General features: G+C 45.8%; 21 protein-coding genes. 18 read left to right on the top strand and 3 right to left on the bottom strand.

Annotated features, from left to right (window positions below; genetic code table 11):
* The first annotated feature begins 5 nt into the window (after window positions 1–5).
* The 3 genes from G9G57_RS05785 to crcB (G9G57_RS05775) all read left to right on the top strand — a co-directional run bounded on the left by G9G57_RS05785 (window position 6) and on the right by crcB (G9G57_RS05775) (window position 2,165).
* Window positions 6–1,316 carry a replication-associated recombination protein A gene (locus tag G9G57_RS05785; RefSeq protein WP_107734571.1) on the top strand — a complete coding sequence of 437 codons (1,311 nt, stop codon included), beginning with the start codon at window positions 6–8 and terminating at the stop codon, window positions 1,314–1,316.
* An 85-nt stretch (window positions 1,317–1,401) separates the two neighbouring features.
* Window positions 1,402–1,803 (top strand): fluoride efflux transporter CrcB, encoded by a 402-nt coding sequence (crcB, locus tag G9G57_RS05780; protein ID WP_016819118.1) that lies wholly within the window; start codon window positions 1,402–1,404, stop codon window positions 1,801–1,803.
* Entirely contained in the window at window positions 1,800–2,165 is a 366-nt protein-coding gene (gene crcB, locus G9G57_RS05775; protein WP_019688317.1) for a fluoride efflux transporter CrcB, read from the top strand. Before crcB (G9G57_RS05780) ends, crcB (G9G57_RS05775) begins: the two co-directional genes overlap by 4 nt.
* A gap of 106 nt (window positions 2,166–2,271) precedes the next feature.
* On the opposite strand, the gene G9G57_RS05770 is transcribed toward crcB (G9G57_RS05775), so the two are convergent.
* Window positions 2,272–3,102, bottom strand: a complete 831-nt coding sequence (locus G9G57_RS05770; protein WP_016819116.1) for a PPK2 family polyphosphate kinase — start codon at window positions 3,100–3,102, stop codon at window positions 2,272–2,274.
* Between the two features lie 286 nt (window positions 3,103–3,388).
* On the opposite strand from G9G57_RS05770, the gene G9G57_RS05765 reads away from it, so the two are divergent.
* Window positions 3,389–4,594 carry a WXG100 family type VII secretion target gene (locus G9G57_RS05765; protein WP_045244584.1) on the top strand — a complete coding sequence of 402 codons (1,206 nt, stop codon included), beginning with the start codon at window positions 3,389–3,391 and terminating at the stop codon, window positions 4,592–4,594.
* A gap of 14 nt (window positions 4,595–4,608) precedes the next feature.
* The gene (locus G9G57_RS05760; protein WP_016819093.1) at window positions 4,609–4,959 is read left to right on the top strand and encodes a hypothetical protein; all 351 of its coding nucleotides are present in this window, start codon (window positions 4,609–4,611) and stop codon (window positions 4,957–4,959) included.
* A gap of 522 nt (window positions 4,960–5,481) precedes the next feature.
* On the opposite strand, the gene mnmA is transcribed toward G9G57_RS05760, so the two are convergent.
* Window positions 5,482–6,603, bottom strand: a complete 1,122-nt coding sequence (gene mnmA, locus G9G57_RS05755; protein WP_025365607.1) for a tRNA 2-thiouridine(34) synthase MnmA — start codon at window positions 6,601–6,603, stop codon at window positions 5,482–5,484.
* Window positions 6,604–6,907: 304 nt separating this feature from the next.
* On the opposite strand from mnmA, the gene cymR reads away from it, so the two are divergent.
* The 4 genes from cymR to G9G57_RS05735 all read left to right on the top strand — a co-directional run bounded on the left by cymR (window position 6,908) and on the right by G9G57_RS05735 (window position 9,750).
* The gene (gene cymR, locus G9G57_RS05750) at window positions 6,908–7,327 is read left to right on the top strand and encodes a cysteine metabolism transcriptional regulator CymR (RefSeq protein ID WP_013372613.1); all 420 of its coding nucleotides are present in this window, start codon (window positions 6,908–6,910) and stop codon (window positions 7,325–7,327) included.
* A gap of 390 nt (window positions 7,328–7,717) precedes the next feature.
* Window positions 7,718–8,869, top strand: a complete 1,152-nt coding sequence (locus tag G9G57_RS05745; protein WP_164964638.1) for a cysteine desulfurase family protein — start codon at window positions 7,718–7,720, stop codon at window positions 8,867–8,869.
* Between the two features lie 136 nt (window positions 8,870–9,005).
* Window positions 9,006–9,527 carry a PRC-barrel domain-containing protein gene (locus G9G57_RS05740; protein WP_013372611.1) on the top strand — a complete coding sequence of 174 codons (522 nt, stop codon included), beginning with the start codon at window positions 9,006–9,008 and terminating at the stop codon, window positions 9,525–9,527.
* 10 nt (window positions 9,528–9,537) lie between these two features.
* Entirely contained in the window at window positions 9,538–9,750 is a 213-nt protein-coding gene (locus tag G9G57_RS05735; protein WP_013311529.1) for a hypothetical protein, read from the top strand.
* Between the two features lie 178 nt (window positions 9,751–9,928).
* Here the strand turns inward: G9G57_RS05735 and G9G57_RS05730 are convergent, their stop codons facing one another.
* Complete coding sequence (locus G9G57_RS05730) at window positions 9,929–11,902, bottom strand: methyl-accepting chemotaxis protein (RefSeq protein WP_164964637.1); 1,974 nt, start codon at window positions 11,900–11,902, stop codon at window positions 9,929–9,931.
* 211 nt (window positions 11,903–12,113) lie between these two features.
* On the opposite strand from G9G57_RS05730, the gene G9G57_RS05725 reads away from it, so the two are divergent.
* The 9 genes from G9G57_RS05725 (at window position 12,114) to G9G57_RS05685 (ending at window position 21,033) form a co-directional block, all read left to right on the top strand.
* Window positions 12,114–13,181, top strand: a complete 1,068-nt coding sequence (locus tag G9G57_RS05725) for an AI-2E family transporter (RefSeq protein WP_164964636.1) — start codon at window positions 12,114–12,116, stop codon at window positions 13,179–13,181.
* Window positions 13,182–13,530: 349 nt separating this feature from the next.
* The gene (gene alaS / locus G9G57_RS05720) at window positions 13,531–16,164 is read left to right on the top strand and encodes an alanine--tRNA ligase (protein WP_164964635.1); all 2,634 of its coding nucleotides are present in this window, start codon (window positions 13,531–13,533) and stop codon (window positions 16,162–16,164) included.
* 136 nt (window positions 16,165–16,300) lie between these two features.
* Entirely contained in the window at window positions 16,301–16,561 is a 261-nt protein-coding gene (locus G9G57_RS05715) for an IreB family regulatory phosphoprotein (protein ID WP_007431624.1), read from the top strand.
* A gap of 9 nt (window positions 16,562–16,570) precedes the next feature.
* Window positions 16,571–16,987 carry a Holliday junction resolvase RuvX gene (ruvX, locus tag G9G57_RS05710; protein ID WP_016819084.1) on the top strand — a complete coding sequence of 139 codons (417 nt, stop codon included), beginning with the start codon at window positions 16,571–16,573 and terminating at the stop codon, window positions 16,985–16,987.
* 13 nt (window positions 16,988–17,000) lie between these two features.
* Complete coding sequence (locus G9G57_RS05705) at window positions 17,001–17,303, top strand: DUF1292 domain-containing protein (protein ID WP_013372606.1); 303 nt, start codon at window positions 17,001–17,003, stop codon at window positions 17,301–17,303.
* On the top strand, window positions 17,300–17,605 hold the full coding sequence (locus G9G57_RS05700; protein ID WP_013372605.1) for a DUF1292 domain-containing protein: 306 nt from the start codon (window positions 17,300–17,302) through the stop codon (window positions 17,603–17,605). Before G9G57_RS05705 ends, G9G57_RS05700 begins: the two co-directional genes overlap by 4 nt.
* Before the next feature lie 94 nt (window positions 17,606–17,699).
* Complete coding sequence (mltG, locus tag G9G57_RS05695; RefSeq protein WP_013372604.1) at window positions 17,700–18,728, top strand: endolytic transglycosylase MltG; 1,029 nt, start codon at window positions 17,700–17,702, stop codon at window positions 18,726–18,728.
* 11 nt (window positions 18,729–18,739) lie between these two features.
* Window positions 18,740–19,669, top strand: coding sequence for a peptidase U32 family protein (locus G9G57_RS05690; protein ID WP_090738510.1), 930 nt, complete (start codon window positions 18,740–18,742; stop codon window positions 19,667–19,669).
* Window positions 19,670–19,701: 32 nt separating this feature from the next.
* Entirely contained in the window at window positions 19,702–21,033 is a 1,332-nt protein-coding gene (locus G9G57_RS05685; RefSeq protein ID WP_164964634.1) for a peptidase U32 family protein, read from the top strand.
* Window positions 21,034–21,052 lie beyond the last annotated feature (19 nt).

The following is a 21,052-nucleotide window of genomic DNA, read 5'->3' as shown; positions in this document are numbered from 1 at the left end:
ATGAAATGGACTTATTTTCATATTCCCAGGAGTCAACGCCAAACAATCGGTTGCTTGCAGACCGCCTGCGTCCGACATCGCTGGATGAATATATTGGACAGGAGCATGTTGTGGGTCCAGGCAAGCTACTGCGGAGAGCTATAGAGGCCGATCAGATTTCTTCTATATTGCTGTACGGGCCACCGGGATGCGGCAAAACGACACTGGCACATATCATTTCTCAACACACGCAAGGTGATTTCGTCCGTCTAAATGCAGTAGAAGCATCTGTAAAGGATGTAAGAGAAGTCATTGACCGTGCACAGACGAATAAATCGATGTATGGCAAAAAGACTATTCTGTTTCTTGACGAGGTCCATCGTTTTAACAGTTCGCGTCAGGATGCATTGCTGCCTGCGGTGGAAAAGGGAACGATCGTGTTTATCGGCGCCACGACGGAAAACCCCTTTCACTACGTCAACGGCGCTTTAATGAGCCGTTCTACGTTATTTCAGCTTGAAGCGCTAACCCGGGAGCATTCGCTGGCTGCTATGCGCCGTGCCTTGAGCGATGCGGACAAGGGGCTCGGCTATATGCAGCTTCAGGTAGATGAAGCTGCACTGGACCACATCGCGTCCATGGCGAACGGCGATATCCGCCGTGCATTGAACGCACTGGAGCTAGCGGCGCTCACGACCCCTCCGCTGGCAGACGGCACGATTCATGTGACGCTGGAAGTGGCAGAGGAATCCATCCGCCGCCCGATTGTCAAGGCAGACGAGTCCACACAATATGACGTGCTGTCTGCCTTTCACAAAAGCATTCGCGGTTCCAGCGACGCGGCGCTGTTCTGGTTCCTGTATGCCGTAGAGAAGCTCGGCATGGACCCGATGACTTTTATTCGCCGCCTCATTGCAGCGAGCAGCGAGGACATTGGTCTGGCGAACCCGCAGGCGATGGTGCAAGCGGTGAGTGCGCTTGAGGCCTACCGCAATAACGGCTGGCCTGAGGCCAAACTGAACATTGCACAGGCCATTTTGTTCGCCGTGGAAAGTCCCAAGTCGAATGCCGTATACACGGCGATTTCACGGGCCATGTCGGCCATGGACGATATAAAATCGGCCGAGGTGCCGCTACATCTGCGCGACGCACATTACAAAGGCTCGGAAAAACTCGGCCATGTTGGCTATCAATATCCGCATAATTATCCGAATCACTATGTAAGGCAGCAATATTTACCCGATTCGATAGCAGGCCAGACCTTTTACCAGGCCACTGAGCAAGGAAATGAGTCTAAAATTAGGCAAAACCAGCGTTGGCGGGAGTCGCAGTCTTGATATATGTGACTTTAATATACGAAGTGTGTACGATATTGTCAGGTTACACGATGATCTTGCAAGAGCGAAGAAGGGAATAAAAGAAATGAAAGACGTACTATTCGTCGCAGCAGGTGGAGCGCTCGGAACCTCTGCTCGCTACAGTATACAATTATTATTGCCTGCGGCTGGGGCAGACTTTCCATTTGGCGTCCTGTTAATGAATTGGCTTGGCTGCCTGTTTCTCGGCTGGTTTTTTACGGTGACCTTGCGATCGTGGCGGATCAACCCCCGCTGGCGACTTGCCATCGGAACAGGCTTTACAGGGGGATTTACCACCTTTTCCACCTTTACAGTGGATGCTGTACGCCTCACGGTTCACGATCGTATGCTGACGGCTATATTGTACTTGCTGCTTAGCGTAGGCGGGGGTTTGTTTTTGACGTGGGCAGGTATCCGTTTAGGCACAAAAATGACACAGGTTGCCCCCAAGGAGGAACATTTATGATTTGGTGGGCGGCAGCAGGTGGAATGGTGGGTACACTAGCGAGATACGGGCTTGGCATGTGGGCCGGAAAAAGGTTGGGTACTGTATTCCCGTGGGGGACGTGGATCATTAATATTAGCGGTTCATTGCTGCTAGGCTGGCTGTATGGCGAGTTTGCGCAACACAATTTGTCTCCTGCACTCTGGATGCTACTGGGAACCGGTTTTTGTGGCGGCTACACCACCTTTTCTACATTCGGCTATGAATCTCTTCAACTGATGGAACACAATAAATACCGACGTATGGCTATGTATGTATTATCTTCTGTAATAGTAGGAGTTATAGCTGCAGCAATCGGGTACAGGGTCAGTTATACCTTATAAATTTTCAAAATGACATGTGAGCACACCATAAAAGCTTCCAAACCCTCATTCAAGGCGTTATCAGCCGTGAATAGGAGGGCGGAAGCTTAGTGCTGTGCTTATTTAACTATTTTTTATCTCGTTCTTTGTATAATTCAGGTAAAAGGGCTTTGAGTTCAGGTCGTGGATCAGGGTCAGACAGCTTCATTTCCTCTAGCGTTTGGACGGCAATACGCAGTACAGTATAATCTCTGTACCAACGATTGTCTGAAGGAACAACATACCAAGGTGCTTGCTTGGTTGCACTTAGCTCTAGTACCTCCTCATAGTATTGGGTATATTGCTTCCAAAATTTCCGTTCCTGCAAATCACTCGGATCAAGCTTCCAGTTTTTGCGAGGCTTCTCAATCCGGTCAATCAGCTTTTCCAACTGAAATTGCTTTGAAATATGTAAAAAGATTTTAACCACCTTTACACCACTATCCAGCAACAACTGTTCAAAATGCTTGATATGCTTCATATTCTGCTTGGCCTGCTTATCGGATACCTGTCCGTGAACACGCGTAATCAGCACATCCTCGTAGTAAGAACGGTTGAACGCCGCAATATATCCGCGTCCTGGAGTTACGCTATGGGCGCGCCACAAGAAATCATGGCTTAATTCCTCAGTCGTAGGTGATTTGAAGCTGTGTACAGTCACCCCGGCAGGGTTAAGATTAGAAAATACCTGCTTGATCACGCCATCTTTTCCGCTGCAATCCATACCCTGGAATACAAACAAAACGGCTTGTTTTTTCTCTGTAAATAATTTGCTTTGTAATTCTGCGAAGCGTTCCTTCAATTGATCTGTTTCCTGTCGGATTTCTTCTTTATTTTTAATATTCTTCGTATCCTTGGGGTCCCATTCTTTCAAAGAAACTTTCTTACCCGGTGTCAGCATTCCTAATGAATCAGACATAAAGGCACGCTCCTTTTCAATTGAAGTAATGATCTTGTCTACATCATATACCCAAATGGGGGCGTTATCAAAATTCCTTATGTATGGTCTTTATTAGCGATTTTTCTACTGATGATGCCTCTGGTCACGAAATTTTCTTCAGGTTTAACAATTAAAAAGTTAAGTTTAAGTCTTTAGACATAGGCAATAAGGTTAATCTTTCTTATAACAATTAGGAATTAAGATGGTTCTCCATAAATTTGAAGAGTGTTATTATGTCATGACGAACTCTCAACAGAGGTATAATATGACAACTATTAAAGTAACACCTGAGCAGCTTATGACTATCTCCAAGCAATTCGAACTTGCACAGCAAAAAGTGACCCAAATGAATATCAATTTAATAAAACAAATTTCATCTATGGAACGATTCTGGGATGGAGTGACCAAAGAGCAGTTCTATTATAGTTTCCAAACATCTCAGAAGAATATGAATGACTTTGTTACACTGACAGATTCTATTGCAAAAGAATTGCGTCGTCATGCGGATAAATTCAGGTTAGCTGATTTGCTGGAAGCAGGTAATATTGATTCAAGCTGCTTACCACCACCACCTAATTCATGTGCTATCCCTACTCCAGATACTAGAAATGCTTTGGAAAAATCAGCAGATAGTTTGGTAGAGCTTGGTGAGGATTTTATGGCTGCTGCGGAGGACAGGTACGAAAAACGCTATGACTCTGTAGGTGGATTTTTAGACTATTGGACGTTTGGAATTCCGAAAGGTTTGTATCAAGGATATGCAGAGCGTGCATCCAAGCAGTTTGATTCAGGGAATGATTTTTTTAACTTCTGGACTTTTGGTGTACATGGAACAATCAGAGAAGCAATGTTTCCTACAAATGCATGGTCAAAGGAACATTGGGCTAACATGATCGGTACAGCGGGAATATTTGGGGGAGTCAGTTCGGTAATTAAACCTAAGATTGGATTGGGCTCGTCATTAAAATATGAGGTGAAATCTGGGGCTACTATTGAAGTTAAAGGGACTTCGAATCGTTTATCTGATACGATGTTAGGTAAGAATGATGCTGATCCATTTAGGGATATATATGGTCCCGGACGACTTTCTCATCCAGAAGAGTGGAGTACCATTATTAAGAATACGCAAGGAGCCGGAGTTGAAGTTAGGATTCTAGATAGAGACATTATGGCGTATGCCCCCAAGGGATCAGGGAAGCCTGGGCAATTAAATATATATGAGGATGCTTCAATTAGTGCACTGCGGCATGAGTACCAACATTTTCTTGATGATAAAGCTAAAGGTTTTCCTAGTCTGGATGTAACATATGAATTCAAAAATAGGATTATTATGGAACTTAGAGCCTACATGGTCGAGATAAAAGAAGCAGAGAGGATTGGAAATAAGGACCTTGCAGAACACCTTTGGAACAATTACAGGGATGAACGGCAGTATCTTTTAGAGAATTATGGGCCAGTTAAACTAGATTGATGGGAGATAACAAAATGAAGCTACTTACTTTATCGAAAGAAATACGAGAGGGAAAAATAGGCGACGATCAATTGGTGGAATGTTTGGATATCCAGCATAATCAGGTACAGTTGAATGCAATGAGTCAGATCGCTAAAAAGAAACTATGCAATGAGAAAATAATCGAAAAATTGAGACATATTAGCCAGTTCAGAGACCCTAAGGTAAATAAGCTTTTTGGTATTGATACGCTTGGACACTATAGTATTGCCGTGCTTCGAGTATTGAACACTTCTGAATCTATAAAACAGTACGAGCAGTTAATGTCTGAACTCGACGATTTTGATAAAGAAATAGTTGAAAGAATTACAGAGGGAATAAGTTAGTGTTTTTTTAGAAGTCCTTATCCATGCTAATGCTTTATCTCCGTACTCAGATGAGTTACTTTGTGAACCCATAGCAGGTACATGGTCGATTCAAGATATGGTCAGTCATATTATGGGCTGGGACAAAAGCTTCACTAAGACGCTTATACAGATAATTGATAAGGGACAAGTCACGCTCAAAGAACATCCCGTTGTACAGGCATTCAACGACTCATCTGTAGCGTTCGGTAGAAATATGAAACCACATGATGCTAAATGAAGCTATTGCTCAGCGTAAGCGAATGATTGCGAAACTCTAAACGGTTCCAGAATCGGCTTTTGTGCGTCCAATTCCTAATAGCCTGTATACTTTGGAAACCTTTTTACAGGAAATGTTTGTTCAGCATGATAGACATAATAAAGAGCAGATCACCAATTCCCTTCGACTTATGGCTAAAAACATGTAACAGAAAAAAGTCGCTCCTCCCAAATCAGGAGAGACGACTTTTTTATTAGGGCTATTCAATGTTAATTGTCATTCATTCAAACCGTTTCAGGCTGAAGTTTTTCAACCTTATCAATAGTTCCCCCACCCAGACAACGTTCCCCGTCATAAAATACAACAGCTTGTCCAGGAGTAATGGCCTTTTGATGTACATCAAATACGACATGCACAGTTCCATCCGCAAGCCATTGTAAAGTGACTTGCTGGTCAGGCTGACGGTAACGGAACTTGGCTGTGCAGCGGAATTCGCCAGATGGACGTGCATCTGCGCCTTCAATCCAGTTTACATCCGTGGCAATCAGGCTGGTAGAATACAGGCTGTGGTGACGATCACCTTGTACCACATACAGGATGTTCTTCTCCAGATCCTTATCTGCTACGAACCATGGTTCGCCTGAACCTGAGCCGCCAATGCCCAAGCCTTGTCGTTGACCCAGTGTATAGTACATCAGACCATCGTGGCGTCCTTTGACTTCACCCGTAGCAATATCCACCATATCTCCACCTTTTGCAGGCAGATATCCACTCAGAAACTCCTTAAAATTGCGTTCGCCGATAAAGCATACGCCCGTGCTATCTTTTTTCTTGGCTGTATAAAGTCCCGCAGCTTCTGCGATTTTACGCACTTCTGGTTTCGGCAGATGACCGATCGGGAACATGGCTCGCGACAACTGTGTTTGGCTTAATGCATTCAGGAAATAAGTCTGATCCTTGTTGCTGTCCACACCTCGCAGCAAAGTAAAGCGGCCGTCTTCCTCTACAACCCGTGCATAATGTCCAGTAGCAACATAATCCGCTCCCAAATCCAGCGCTTTGTTCAGAAACTCGCCGAACTTAATTTCACGGTTGCACATGACATCTGGATTGGGTGTGCGTCCAGCTTTATATTCATCAAGAAAATAGGAGAATACTTTATCGAAGTATTCTTTTTCAAAATTGACTGTATAGTAAGGAATGTCGATCTGTTCACAGACGCGGCGCACATCCTCCGCATCCTCTTCAGCCGTACAACGGCCAAATTCATCCGTGTCATCCCAATTTTTCATGAAGATGCCGATTACGTCATAGCCCTGCTCCTTTAGCAGCAGCGCGGTAACGGATGAGTCGACGCCACCGGACATGCCGACGACGACACGGGTTTCATGATTGGCTTTAGCCATGGTCATCACCCAATTCTTTCAATATTGTTGTAGAACCCACCTATTGTAACATAAACGATAATAAGTTACGATGTTTGGATGAACAAACGACACGGCGAACGATGCAAGAAAGCTACATAAAACGGGCTAAATCTGTTGCTAATCGCTCGAAAGCAACTTTTTTTAAGATTGTTACCGTAATGTTTCCCTTTACCTGCCCTAATATGTTAACATAAGCTGAGGGTTAGGATCGGAATAGAGAGGTTTACAACTCCAATTATTCCGCGTGTTTAACGGAATTGTTAATATAAGCGAGGTGCCACAATTGAAAATATCAACGAAAGGCCGTTACGGCCTGACCATTATGATGGAGCTTGCGGCCAGGTTTGGCGAAGGTCCAACTTCTTTAAAAAGTATTGCCGAAAAAAATCAGCTATCAGAGCATTATCTTGAGCAGCTCATTGCGCCTTTGCGTAATGCAGGTTTGGTAAAAAGTATCCGTGGTGCTTATGGCGGTTATATTTTGGCGAATGAACCGTCAGGCGTAACAGCAGGAGACATCATTCGTGTGCTGGAAGGCCCGATTTCTCCAGTTGATTTTACGGAAGAAGACGATCCGGCAAAACGCCAGCTCTGGCTGCGAATTCGTGACAGCATTGCTGAAGTGCTGGATTCAACTACACTCAAGGACTTGATCACATACCAAGAACATGATGAATTGGATAACTACATGTTTTATATTTGATTTCCAATTATGTATATAACGAGAAAGATCTTGGTTTATCAAACGTTTTAGCCCCATTATATGGGGCTTTAATTCTATATAAAATACATTAAAATTGTCTATCCTGTAAATTACCAAGCTTGAGCATGTCTGAGAGTTATTTTTTACGGACCAATCCCTTTTTTGATTTCGTCATAAGCAGCTTGAGCTTTGGCCAAAGCTTTTTATAGTACGACCTCTGCGAGGTATCTGTCTTCTTACACCGATAATCGGATCAAGGGGGTCTCCGTGAATACTTGCAGTTGAAATGCTCTTACAAAAACTTTTAAAGTGCATTATATCAATAAAGAAGTATATAATGGAACTTCGGCAATACTAAAAACAAGATGTTCTATATTTGAGGTGGATAACATGAACAGAATTTATCTGGATCATGCCGCATCGACTCCTATGCATCCTGAGGTTGCGCAGACTATGATGGATATCATGACCGGCCAATTCGGCAACGCTTCGAGCGTTCATGCCTTTGGCCGTGATGCCAAGCGCACCGTCAGCGCAGCGCGGGATGCCGTTGCGGCCTCTTTGGGCTGCAAGCCTGAAGAAATTATATTTACGAGCGGAGGGACAGAGAGTGATAATCTGGCCCTGTTTGGGACGGCTACGGCAGATGGTCGTACTTCCGGCCATATTATTACAACCGCGATTGAACATCACGCCGTGCTTCATGCTTGCGATGAGCTGGAAAAAGCGGGATACCAGGTAACCTATATCCCGGTCAATGGTTTTGGGCGTGTGAATCCTGCGCATATTGAGGCAGCTATTCGCCCGGATACTTTTTTGATCAGCATGATGTATGCCAACAATGAGGTGGGCGTCATTCAGCCAGTTCAAGAAGTAGGACAGATTGCGAGAGAGAATGGAATTATATTTCATGTAGACGCAGTTCAAGCCTTCGGGCATATATCCATCGACTGCGGGAACCTCCCGATTGACTTACTTAGTGTATCTGGCCATAAGATTAACGGACCGCAAGGGGTGGGTGCATTGTATATCCGTCAGGGTACACGCATTCAGCCGCTAATGCATGGGGGGCTTCAAGAGAAGAAACGGCGTGCCGGAACAGAAAATATCGCCGGCATTGCTGGGCTGGCTAAAGCCGTAACTCTTGCCAATGCTTCCATTGAGGAGCGAGGAGCACACGATATGGCTCTTCGCCAAACGTTGCTAAAAGCGTTGGAAGGCTCTCTGGGTAGCCATGAGTTTATAATTAACGGTGATCCTGAATATTTTGTGCCTAATGTGCTAAATATTAGCTTTCCGGCCATTGGTACAGAGACCATGCTGATGAATCTCGATATGGAAGGAATCGCAGCGGCCAGCGGGTCAGCCTGCACTTCGGGGTCTCTAGAGCTATCGCATGTATTGCAGGCGATGGATCTTCCTGAGGATGTTTTGAATTCAGCGATTCGGTTTAGCTTCGGTTTGGGTAATACTACGGAAGAAATGGAATACACGGCCAAGAAAATTGAAACCATATGGAAGCGGCTGCGTACTAGGAACTAGGGATTTCTCCGCATTTTAGTAAGAAGGGAGGGGCGGTTTTCCATTTCATTGCATGAACGAAAAGCAAGGTCTGACAGGCATGTAGGAAAAGGACCGCACCTTCGTTCGGATTGCAGAATGAGGAGGGACCCGATATATGAAGCTTCAAGACATGATCGGACTTGCTGTTTTCGATGTCGAGGACGGGAAGCAGATTGGTAAAATACATGACTTTATGTTGACAGCTGATTGGCGAATTACAGGGATTGAGCTAGAAGGTAAAGGTCTTTTTTCATCTCATGTCAAAATGGTGGCTTGGGATGACATCGTTGCCTATGGTGAGGATGCGATCATGATTCGCAATCAGCAGGCCGTCCGTAAAACAGAGGCCCATGATATACAACATACGTACTTGCTTGGACCTGGTAAACTGAAGGATTTATCCGTGCTAACAGAGGAAGGGCTTATGCTCGGGCACATCTCGGATGTTTATTTTGACCAGGAAATGGGCAATAACATAATAGGCTTGGAAATCAGCGATGGTTTTGTATCGGATATTATAGAAGGGCGGAAATGGCTGCCCTGCACCGAAGATATGTCCATCGGGGAAAATGCTGTTATGGTTCCCCCGTTAAGCGAGCAGCGTCTGGAAAAAGCCATATATTCTGTTAATGGATAGGGTGAGTTTATTGAGATGTCCGAATTGTAATTCCAAAGATATCGGAAAAATTGGCTCCCATCAATTTTATTGCTGGGGATGCTTTATCGAACTTCAAGTGAATGGTGAAAAAATGTCTGTCTACCAAGTGGAAGAGGATGGAACGCTCAGTTCGCTCGACGACTTATTCTTTGGAGATGAGATGGCACAACAGGACTTGCCGCAAATTCACGCTTCTTCCTAAGCTTGATTCGGAAAGTGGACAGGCTGTTTACGAAGAGGTGTGATCTCCCACCTATTGCTTAAAATACAGCTTAGTGGGTTGGATCATGCTTAATAAAAAATGGAGAGGGTGTCCCGAAAGGCCTTTTGGCCTGGGGGCACCCTCTTTTTTATATCCTATTTTGCGAAGATGGCTAGTTCTACAATTTAAAGCGTTTGACCTCTTCCAATAGAAGATCTGCATGAGAATCAAGTTTGGCAGAAAGGTCGGCAATATTGTTCATAGCATGACCTTGTTCTTGTACTGAGGAAGCTACTTCCTCGGTAGATGCTGCACTTTGCTCAGAAACAGCGACAACGCTAGAGATGACATCGGAAATATGTCCGGCATTCACACGGAGATGATCTGCTGCAGCAGAAACGTCCTCAATTTGGGCAAGCATGTGCTGAGAAGCGCCACGTATGGATTCAAACGCCTGTCTCGTTGCAATGGCAGCATGCTCCTGTTCTACAGTTACAGCAAGAGCCTTCTTCATTTCCTCTGCGCTTTGTACTCCCGCAATTTTAATTTCCTCCAGCTTACTCATGATACTGTCACTGGAGTTGCCCGCTTGTTCGGCCAGCTTTCTGACTTCTCCCGCGACGACGGCAAAACCTCGTCCGTGTTCCCCGGCCCGTGCCGCTTCGATGGATGCATTGAGGGCTAGTAGGTTTGTTTGTGCGGCGATATCGTGGATGGCCCCAGCCAGCCGTCCAATATCCTGGGTTTTCAGCGTAAGTGAATCTACTGCTTCTCCTGCCGCAGTGGTCGTTTGTCTGGACTCGGCTGCCAGTTTCGCTTGACGCTCTGCTGTTTCATACCCAGCCAGCACGGCAGAATCTGTTTCGAATACAGCAGTTTGGGTCCGTTTGACACTTTCGCCAATCTGGTTGATGGATCCTGTCATATGTGTCAGCTTCTCAGAACCGGAATATACGGCCTCAGCTTGGTCGCTCGCTCCTTGAGCCAGCTCCTGTACTGCACTGGAGATTTGTGAGGCAATGGTTCCTGTATCTTTGGCGTGTTGATGCATATCATGGGAAGCGGAACTGACATCGCTAGCTGTATCTGATACCTTGCGCAACAGGTGAGAGAGATTGTCTGACATGAGGTTAAAATCTGTCCCCAGACTGGCAATTTCATCTTTACCCTTAATATCCACACGAGCGGTCATATCGCCTTCAGCTATCCGTTTGACATTTGCTTGGAGTCTGCGAATCGGCTTGATAAAGTTGTTTGCCGCCCAGATCGCCAGCAGCATAGCAGCAACTAAAATGATAGCAACAGTAATAATTAACTGATTACGAGTGGAGTAATATTCCTGAAAAGCAATATCTTTAGAAATAGATAGGCCTACAATCCAGCCTGTGCTAGGCATCTTTTTAAAATAAAGCTGACGGTCACTGCCATTGTAGCTATATTCTGTTTTTCCCGAAGCTGCGCTGAGCAGGGTCGCGGTCGATGATCCTAACTCGGGGGTTTCCTTGAGGTTTTTGCCAGCCAGCTTGTTATCTGGATGCGCGATTACGACTCCCTTTTGGTCAATCAGAAATGCGTAGCCCAATCCGTTCAGATTTATGCTTTGAATCATTTTTGTCATATCGTTGAGCATAATATCTTCGCTGACTACCCCGGTGATAGAGCCGTTGGCATCCTTGAGCGGTTTAGCGATGGAAATGGTGAAGTCATTACTGCCTGCGTCAGTGTAAGGTGATGAATAATACATTTCTCCCTTGGTTTTGGCATCCTTGTACCACGGGCGAGCGCGAGGATCATAATTTGCTTCAAACCAGCCAGATCCATCCCAGTAAGAACCATCTTCATAGCCTGCATAAATGTTGGAAATATTTTGATCCTTATAGTTTTGGAAAGCTGCTTTCAGAGATGCTATTTTGGCATCTGATGAAATATCACTGGATTCCAGACTCGCAGCTAATGTTTCGATAATTTCAGCTTTGCCGCCTGTCCATCCGTCGAGCTGATTCACGGTTTCGGAAGCTTTGCTGTTCATAAGCTCTTGGATATCATGATTGGCCTGATTTTTAACGCTTGTCATGCTAATGACGGATAAAGGCCCGGCTGCAACGATTACAATGCAAGTGAAAAGAAGAATAAGCTTCATTTTTAAGTTCATGTAACGACCCCCGATGTTTCAGAAATGTGAAAGCTTAGGATAGTGCTTTGTACTTATATCGTCAGATCGAATGGCTTTGTTTATTGTTTTCATCCATTTTCATCAATTTTTCACAGTGGTTATTTATGGAACACCTTAGACTGGCGGGAAGGATTAAACTAGAGGTACAGGCATATACTTAAAGGAGGCTAGTCCGGTAAGGGGGCACAAAATGGACCAATTAACGAAAAGTAGACTGTTCCGGTACGGCATATGGACGCTGCTGGGACTTGTCATTCTATATTTTATCTGGCTGCTGAGACCTTTGTTTTTGCATTTGTATGAATTTCTGAAAACAATCATTGCTCCGTTTGCGGTAGCGATGATCATCTCCTATGTACTTAATCCTATAGTCAGTATGCTGGGCGGTCGAAAGGTGCCTCGTAGTGTAGCTGTACTGCTCATTTATGCTGTGTTTTTGGCCAGTCTTATTGTGATCCTGATGAATCTGATTCCAATGTTCATTGAACAACTGGATGAGCTGAATGAGCATCTGCCTGAGCTGACCATGCATGCACAGGGACTAATGACGAATATGGACAGCGGTATTTTACCCCAAGGGGTGCGAACGGGGATGAATCAATGGTTTTTCCAACTGGAGAATCGGATGGCTACTGGGATTTCTACCTTTATGGACAACATTGGTGGGATGATCAACATGCTGTTCAATGTGTTTATTGTCCCTTTTCTTATTTTTTATATTTTAAAGGATTTTGACGTGTTTGAACGGACGATTGTATCTTATCTCCCGCGTTCTCGTCGTAAGGCGATTGTATCAGTACTTAAGGAAATCGATCAGGCGCTTGGCAACTATGTCAGGGGCCAATTGCTGGTGTGCGTCATTATTGGCGTGATGGCGTATATTGGATATATGCTGATTGGCATGCCTTATGCGCTGTTGCTGGCCGGAGTAGTGGCTCTTTTTAATATTGTCCCATATTTGGGTCCCTTTTTGGGCGCTGCACCAGCGGTAATTATGGCTTCTACGGTTTCCTTAAAAATGGTACTTTTAGTCGTAGTCGTTAATGCCTGTATTCAAGTGTTGGAAAGTAATGTAATCTCTCCTCAGGTGGTGGGACGAACGTTGCATCTGCATCCGCTAGCCATTATTTTCGCTCTGCTAGTCGGTGGGGAAATTGCGGGAATTGCTGGCTTGATCTTGGCAGTTCCTGTGATGGCGGTTTTGAAGGTAGGGCTTCAGCATTTTTTTGCATATTACGTGAAGCGAAAAACGATCTGATTTCGTCTATATCCCGGATGCATGCTGTCTGAAATCGCGTTGACACGGCTAAATGACACGGATATACTGAATTGAGTATGTTTAAATGTGTTTATCCAGTAGGGAAAGCTCATTTCGGAGTGCGGGCTGAACCCGCCGGGATGCTCCCGTTACCAGTGAAAACAAGGCGATCGATCGTCCGTTAGCAGATGTTGGTGTGCGCTTGCACATGTAGCATTTCGTACAGAAGGGACGGCGATAACCAGGGTGGTACCGCGATACAATCGTCCCTGATCCGTTCAGGGGCGTTTTTCTATTTTTTATGGCCTGTGCCAGAAACCAGTGACACCATAATTAGGAGGCTACTTATATGAAAGCTAGTGAAATCCGCTCCAAATGGCTGGAGTTTTTTGAAAGCAAAGGGCATGTGATTGAACCAAGCGCACCGCTTGTTCCGCATAAAGATCCTTCCCTGCTGTGGATTAATGCGGGTATGGCGCCGCTTAAGCCTTATTTTGACGGACGTGTAAAACCAGAAAATCCACGTATCGCCAATTCGCAAAAATGTATTCGGACGAACGACATTGAAAATGTCGGTAAAACCCGCCGTCATCACACGTTTTTCGAAATGCTCGGCAACTTTTCCATTGGCGACTATTTTAAGGAAGAAGTCATCACATGGGCATGGGAGTTTCTGACAGACCCGAAATGGATCGGCTTTGATCCAGAACGTCTGGCTGTAACGGTATATCCTGAGGATGAGGAAGCGTACAAGCTGTGGAACGAAAAAGTTGGACTTCCGGCTGAACGTATCATCAAACTGGAAGATAACTTCTGGGATATCGGTGAAGGACCTTGCGGACCTTGTACGGAAATTTTTTATGATCGTGGCGAAGCCTACGGCAGCGACATGACGGACCCTGAAATGTATCCGGGCGGAGAAAATGAGCGTTATCTGGAAGTGTGGAACCTGGTATTCTCGCAATTCAACCATAACAAAGATGGTAGCTACACGCCGCTTCCTAATAAAAATATTGATACAGGGGCTGGCTTGGAACGTTTTGCATCCATTTTACAAAATGTGGATTCCAACTTTGATACGGATATCTTCCAGCCACTAATCCAGAAAACGGCTGCGATGGCAGGCGTTAAATATAACGAGAATGTGGACAGTGATGTGGCTCTCAAGGTCATTGCTGACCATGTTCGTACTGTTGCTTTCGCGATTGGTGACGGTGTACTTCCTTCCAATGAAGGACGGGGTTACGTCATTCGCCGTTTGCTGCGCCGGGCTGTTCGTTATGGAAAAATGCTGGGCATGAACCGTCCATTTATGTTTGAACTGGTGGAAACCGTTGGGGATATCATGGGCGTATACTACCCTGAGGTCGTAGACAAGCGTGATTTCATCATCAAGGTGATTAAAACAGAAGAAGAGCGTTTCCATGAAACATTGACTGACGGATTAGCTATCTTGGCTGATATCAGTGCTCAGGCAAAGGCCGAAGGCCGCAACGTTATTAGCGGAGCAGATGCTTTCAAGCTGTATGATACGTACGGGTTCCCATTCGACCTCACAGAGGATTATGCGGACGAGCAGGGCTTGAAAGTAGACCGTGAAGGCTTTGATGAAGCGATGCAGGAACAGCGTCAACGTGCGCGCGATGCTCATCAAGATAATGCCAGCATGAAGATTCAGGGCGGAGCTTTGTCTGATCTGGCGGTTAAAAGTGATTTTGTTGGATATAATGACCTCGTAACTGAGTCCAAAATTGTGGCAATTGTATATGATGATATGCTGGTGGAGAGTGTTGGTGAAGGACAGTCCTGTCAGGTCGTGCTGGATGTGACTCCTTTCTATGCCGAAAGCGGCGGGCAAGTCAGTGACCATGGCTTACTGCGTGGCGGAACAGTAACCGCGAAGGTTGAAGGGCTGTTCAAGGCGCCGCAAGGTCAGCATGTGCATCAAGTCGTTGTAGAGGCTGGTGAGCTGAACGTAGGCGATACGGTAAAAGCTGAAGTAGATCAAGCTTCACGTGGAGAAATTGAGAAAAACCATACAGCTACGCATTTGCTTCACAAAGCGCTTAAAGAAGTGCTGGGTGACCATGTCAATCAGGCGGGTTCCTTGGTAGAACCTGGGCGTCTGCGTTTTGACTTCTCCCATTTTGGTAGCATTACCCCAGAAGAGCTGGCGGATATTGAACTGCGGGTTAACCGTGCCATCTGGAGCCAACTGAATGTGACGATTGAACTGAAACCGATTGACGAAGCCAAAGCTCTTGGAGCGATGGCACTGTTTGGTGAGAAATATGGTGATATCGTACGGGTCGTTAAGGTTGGCGATTACAGCATCGAACTGTGCGGAGGATGTCATGTCAGCAATACTTCGCAAATTGGTTTGTTCAAGCTTGTCAGCGAGAGCGGCATCGGGTCAGGTGTACGTCGTATTGAAGCAGTGACCGGACGTTTTGGTTTTGAGTATATGGAAGGTCAATTAGAGTTGTTGAAGGTGTCGGCTGGGCTTGTTAAATCCAAGCTGTCCGAGGTGCCAAAACGCATCGAATCTTTGCAGCAACAAATTAAAGACCTCAGTCGTGAAAATGAATCACTGCAAAGCAAGCTGAGCGCTATTGAGGCGGGTCAGCTGACTGATCAAGTCGTGCAAGCTGGCGGAGTGCAGTTGTTGGCTGCACGCGTGCAGGCCTCCAGCATGGATGCACTGCGTGCGATTGCTGATGAGCTGAAAAGTAAGCTCCCTGCAGCTGTGCTGGCGCTAGGCGCTGCAATGGACGACAAAGTTAATTTTGTCGTTGTTGTCCCAGCTGAGCATACCAAGACGGGACTTCATGCAGGTAAGCTCGTGAAAGAAATTGCGGCCGTATGCGGCGGCGGTGGCGGCGGACGACCTGACATGGCGCAAGCCGGGGGTAAGGATGCCAGCAAGCTGGACGAAGCACTTCAACGTGCGCATGAATTGGTGTCAGCAGCCTCACAAGGATAAAGTTCGATAATTTTTGCGGATTTTTGGAAAAAAACGGACTTAGACATTTCCTTGAAGGGCTTTGCTTATGGTATGATATAAAAGAATAAGCTGGCATAAACATGTACACATGTTTTGTGGAAGCGAGGTGTCAACAATGGATTCCATGGACAAAACGGTCAAATTTAATGTCAAGGCGGATGAGAAGGAAGCTTCTGCTCAGGAGATTTTGTTGACCGTATATGATGCGTTGGTAGAAAAAGAATACAATCCGATCAATCAAATCGTCGGGTATTTGCTATCCGGTGATCCGGCTTATGTGCCGCGGCATAATAATGCTAGAAGCCTGGTGCGTAAAAAAGAACGCGATGAATTGATTGAAGAGCTGGTTCGTTTCTATCTCGCTAAGCATCGTTAGGAGACAGGCATGAAAGTAATGGGATTGGATTACGGGGATCGCCGAATTGGGGTCGCCGTAAGTGATGCCTTCGGCTGGACCGCCCAAGGATTGGAAGTCATAGAACGACGCGGTGACGACAGCGAGTTCGGTAAAATTGCAAATTTGGTTCGTGAACATGAAATTGGTGAGGTTGTTGTAGGCTTGCCGAAAAATATGAACGGAACCGTGGGTCCACGCGGTGAGATTTGCATTGAGTTTGCGAACCGGCTCAAAGAGTTACTGGGTTTACCCGTTCACCTTTGGGATGAACGGCTGACGACGCGTTCGGCAGAGCGTGCGCTTCTGGAGGCCGACGTCAGCCGCAAAAAACGCAAGCAGGTGGTAGATAAACTGGCCGCAAGCCTGATCTTGCAAAATTATTTGGACGCACACAGTACAAGGTGAGGGGGATTTCGTAATGGCTGAAAATCAATTGGGTATGGAAGAAGAGCCGGAAATTATTTATATTGCCGATGACGAGGGCAACGAGGAAGAGTTCGAGGTCATTATGAAGTTTGAGGTAGATGGTTCCGAAGCAAAGTACATGATGGTTGCGCCAGTGGACCCTGAAGCTGATGAGTCCGATGTGTACGCCTTCCGCTACGAAGAAGAAGGCGATGATATTAAATTGTTTGTGATCCAAGACGATGCCGAATGGGAAATCGTCGAAGAGACCTTTAATACATTTGTAGAGGAAGAAGAAGAGGAAGACGGGAAATGACGAGCTATTCACGTGAAGACCTGAGCTGGACCTCTGATTTGAAGGAAGCATTTGACGGCGATGTAGAGTTGCAGGATGAACAGGGTCATGCAATACGCATGGAGTTGGAAGCAGAGTTCAAGGTAGGCGAGCAACGGTACGCCGTATTGCGTAGACCTGGTGCTGCTGCTGGCGAACATGAATTATATCATGTAAGCTCATCCACAGACGGCGAAATCTCCATCACCACCATTGAAGATGATGATGAGTGGGAAGATATTTCTGAGCTGTACGACGAATGTACGTTGCCGGAAGAGCTGTAAGTCTGGATAACGAGCAGATCAAACCTGAAAGGGCGGACCAGTCCGCCCTTTTTGGCTGTGAAGGAGTTGGGTGGATGTGAAGCGAAGGACAAGGATGCTTACGTTGCTTCTCGTGCTTGTTTGTATAGCGGGAGGTGCAATCCTCTATATATGGAATGCCATGCAGCCTGTTCAGCCGAAAACACAACCCGTTGCTTTTACGGTGGTAAGGGGTACGGGAACATCGGCTATTGCAGATACGCTGGAGCAAAAGGGACTTATACGTAATGCGCTCGTGTTTAAGGCTTATGTAAAATTCAAACAGCAAGGAAACGCATTTCAGGCTGGAAAATATGAAGCGCAGCCTGGCGCAACCTTTGATCAGCTGATTGCCAAGCTATCGGCTGGGGACGTAGTCAAAGAGGAAATGATCCGTTTTACAATCCCGGAGGGTTTTACGATTAGACAGATGGCTGAGAAGCTGCAAAAGGAAGGACTGGCAGACCGGCAGCAATTTTTGCAGCTAGCCAACGATCCGTCCGCTTTTGACGTCCCGCTGGTACGGGACATACCAAAGCAGGCGGGGCTTCGCTATGCGCTGGAAGGCTATCTTTTCCCGGAAACTTATGAACTGAAAAAGGGAAGCACAACCAAGGATATCATTCAGACGATGCTGGAGCAGACGCAAAAACGTCTGGATACCATTTCTGACCTGGATGCCGGGCTGCAGCAACGCAGTGAAACACTGCATCAGCTGCTGACAGTTGCCTCTCTGGTAGAGCGTGAGGTGGTTGTAGACGATGAGCGGCCTATCGTAGCTGGCGTTATTTATAACCGTCTTCAACAGGATAAAAAGCTGGAAATTGATGCTACAGTTCAATATATGCTGGACAAGCAAAAGGAACGACTGTATTACAAGGATTTGGCTGTAGAAAGTCCTTATAATACGTATATACATCAAGGACTTCCACCAGGACCGATTGCAAGTCCCAGTCTGAAATCAGTAGTGGCGGCTCTACAGCCGAAATCTACAGATTATTTATTTTATGTGACCAAAAAAGATGGAACACATAAACATTTGTTTGCCAAAACGTATAAAGATCATTTGCATAACATTCAGGTAAGTAACCGTAAGACAAATTAGGAGGTGAGCCTATGGCTTACAAACCCGAACTGCTGGCAACTGCCAGCTCTCCGGAGGATGCCCGCCATATGCTGGAGGCTGGAGCTAATGCATTGCTGATTGGAGATGACCGCTTTGGCATGCGGTTGCCAGGAAATTTTACACCGGACCAAATCCGTGAGGTTGTGGAAGAAGCACGGAAGCATGCCGCACAGGTATATGTATCTATGACGAATTTGATGACGAACGAGCTATTGCCACTTCTTCCGAAGTATGTGCAAACCATAGCTGAATGCGGCATAGACGCCATTGAGTTTAACGATCCAGCAGTGCTCATGGCGGTGAAGGAACATGCTCCTCATCTGAAACTTTTCTGGAACGGAGAGATGATTTCTACCAACTTCGCAACCGCCAACTATTGGGGCGAAAAAGGGGCATCACGTGTCATCTTGGCTCGTGAGCTCAGTATGGATGAAATTACGGAAATGATTCCAAAGTTGAATATAGAAGCACAGGTTCAGGTACATGGAATGACTAATATTTATCACTCCAAGCGTAAGCTTGTTCAAAGCTATATGCTGCACCAGGGTCGCACGGTAGAAGGTGATCTTGGCAGAGGACGTGGTTTGTTTCTGATTGAAGCGGAGCGGCAGGAAGAGAAGTTCCCGATTTATGAAGATATCAACGGGACACATATTATGAGTTCGGATGATTTTTGTATTATGGAGGACCTGCATATTTTGATGGAGGCGGGTGTGCATAGCTTTAAAATCGAGGGCTTGTTGAAACCTACCGCATACAATGAGGCAGTTGTCCGTGCTTATCGTAAAGCAATAGATAGTTATACAGCCGACCCGGATGCTTATGTTTATGATGAAAGCTGGCTGGATGAGGTTCGCCGTCTTCAAGACCCTGAACGGGAACTCTCTTTCGGATTTTTCTACAAAGAGCAGGTTTATTAATTACAAAATGAATTTACAGAGGGGGGAACGTCATGGGAACGATCACCAAAACGAGAAAATATACAGGTAAACGGAATCGTCTGGATAAGCCAGAGCTGTTGGCTCCTGCCGGAAATCTAGAAAAGCTGAAGTTTGCCGTTCACTATGGCGCGGATGCTGTATATATAGGTGGGCAAAAATACGGTCTGCGTTCTAACGCCGATAATTTCAGTTTTGAAGAAATGCGTGAAGGTGTGGAATTCGCCAACAAGTACGGCGCTAAGGTGCTTGTGGCGACTAATATCTATGCTCACAATGAAGATATTGCCGGAATTGAGGAATACTTGCGCAATCTGTATGAAGTAGGAATTCATGCTGTTATCGTCGCTGATCCGGCTATTGTATCCGTGGCATTGCGGGCAGTTCCCGGATTGGAAGTGCATTTGAGCACACAGCAGTCCACGCTGAATTGGCAAGCGGTAAAGTTCTGGAAAGAAGAGGGACTGCCGCGTGTGGTACTTGGACGTGAAACCAGCTTGGAGGAAATCGAAGAAATTAAAAAGCATGTGGACATCGAAATCGAAGCTTTTGTCCACGGTGCAATGTGCTCTTCATTTTCCGGTCGCTGTGTGTTATCTAATCACTTTACAGACCGAGATTCTAATCGTGGAGGATGTTGTCAGTCTTGCCGCTGGAAATATGATTTGTTTGAGGATGCCCGTCCAGATGAGGTTTGGATATCTGAGGAAGAGGCACAGGACAACAATGTACTAAAACAGTTCCAGCTTGGCGTTAACCAGCTTCCATTGTTTGAAGAGAGCGATAATGCTTTTTCTATGGGTTCCAAGGATCTGTGTATGATTGAAAATATTCCTGATCTGATTGATGTGGGTGTAGACAGCTTTAAAGTGGAGGGACGTATGAAGTCCATCCACTATGTGGCTACGGTCGTGAATGTCTACCGTCAAGCGATTGATTCCTATATGGCTGATCCGGAAAATTATGTACTCAAACCAGAATGGATTGAAGAAATTAACAAGGCAGCCAATCGTCCGTTAAATACAGGATTCTTCTATGATACACCGGATCATGAGGATCATATTTATGAGCCGGAAGAAAAAGCAGTCCCTTATGATTTTGCCGGACTGGTCATGGATTACGATGCCGCAAGTGGCATCGCAACGATTCAACAACGTAACCATTTTAAACCAGGGCATGAAATTGAATTTTTCGGGCCGAACGGAACGTTTTTCAAGCAAACGGTCGGAACGATCTGGGATGAGGAAGGCAACGAATTAGATGCTGCACGTCATCCGCTTCAACGAATCAAAATGAAGGTAGATCAGCCTGTATCGTATTTTGATATGATGCGTAAAAAGAAGTAAATAAGCCTTAAGTCACAGG

This window comes from Paenibacillus sp. EKM211P, assembly GCF_011066175.1.
GTDB classification, from domain to species: domain Bacteria; phylum Bacillota; class Bacilli; order Paenibacillales; family Paenibacillaceae; genus Paenibacillus; species Paenibacillus polymyxa.
The sequence above is the reverse complement of the archived record's forward strand: the minus strand, read 5'-3'. Positions and strand labels throughout refer to the sequence as shown.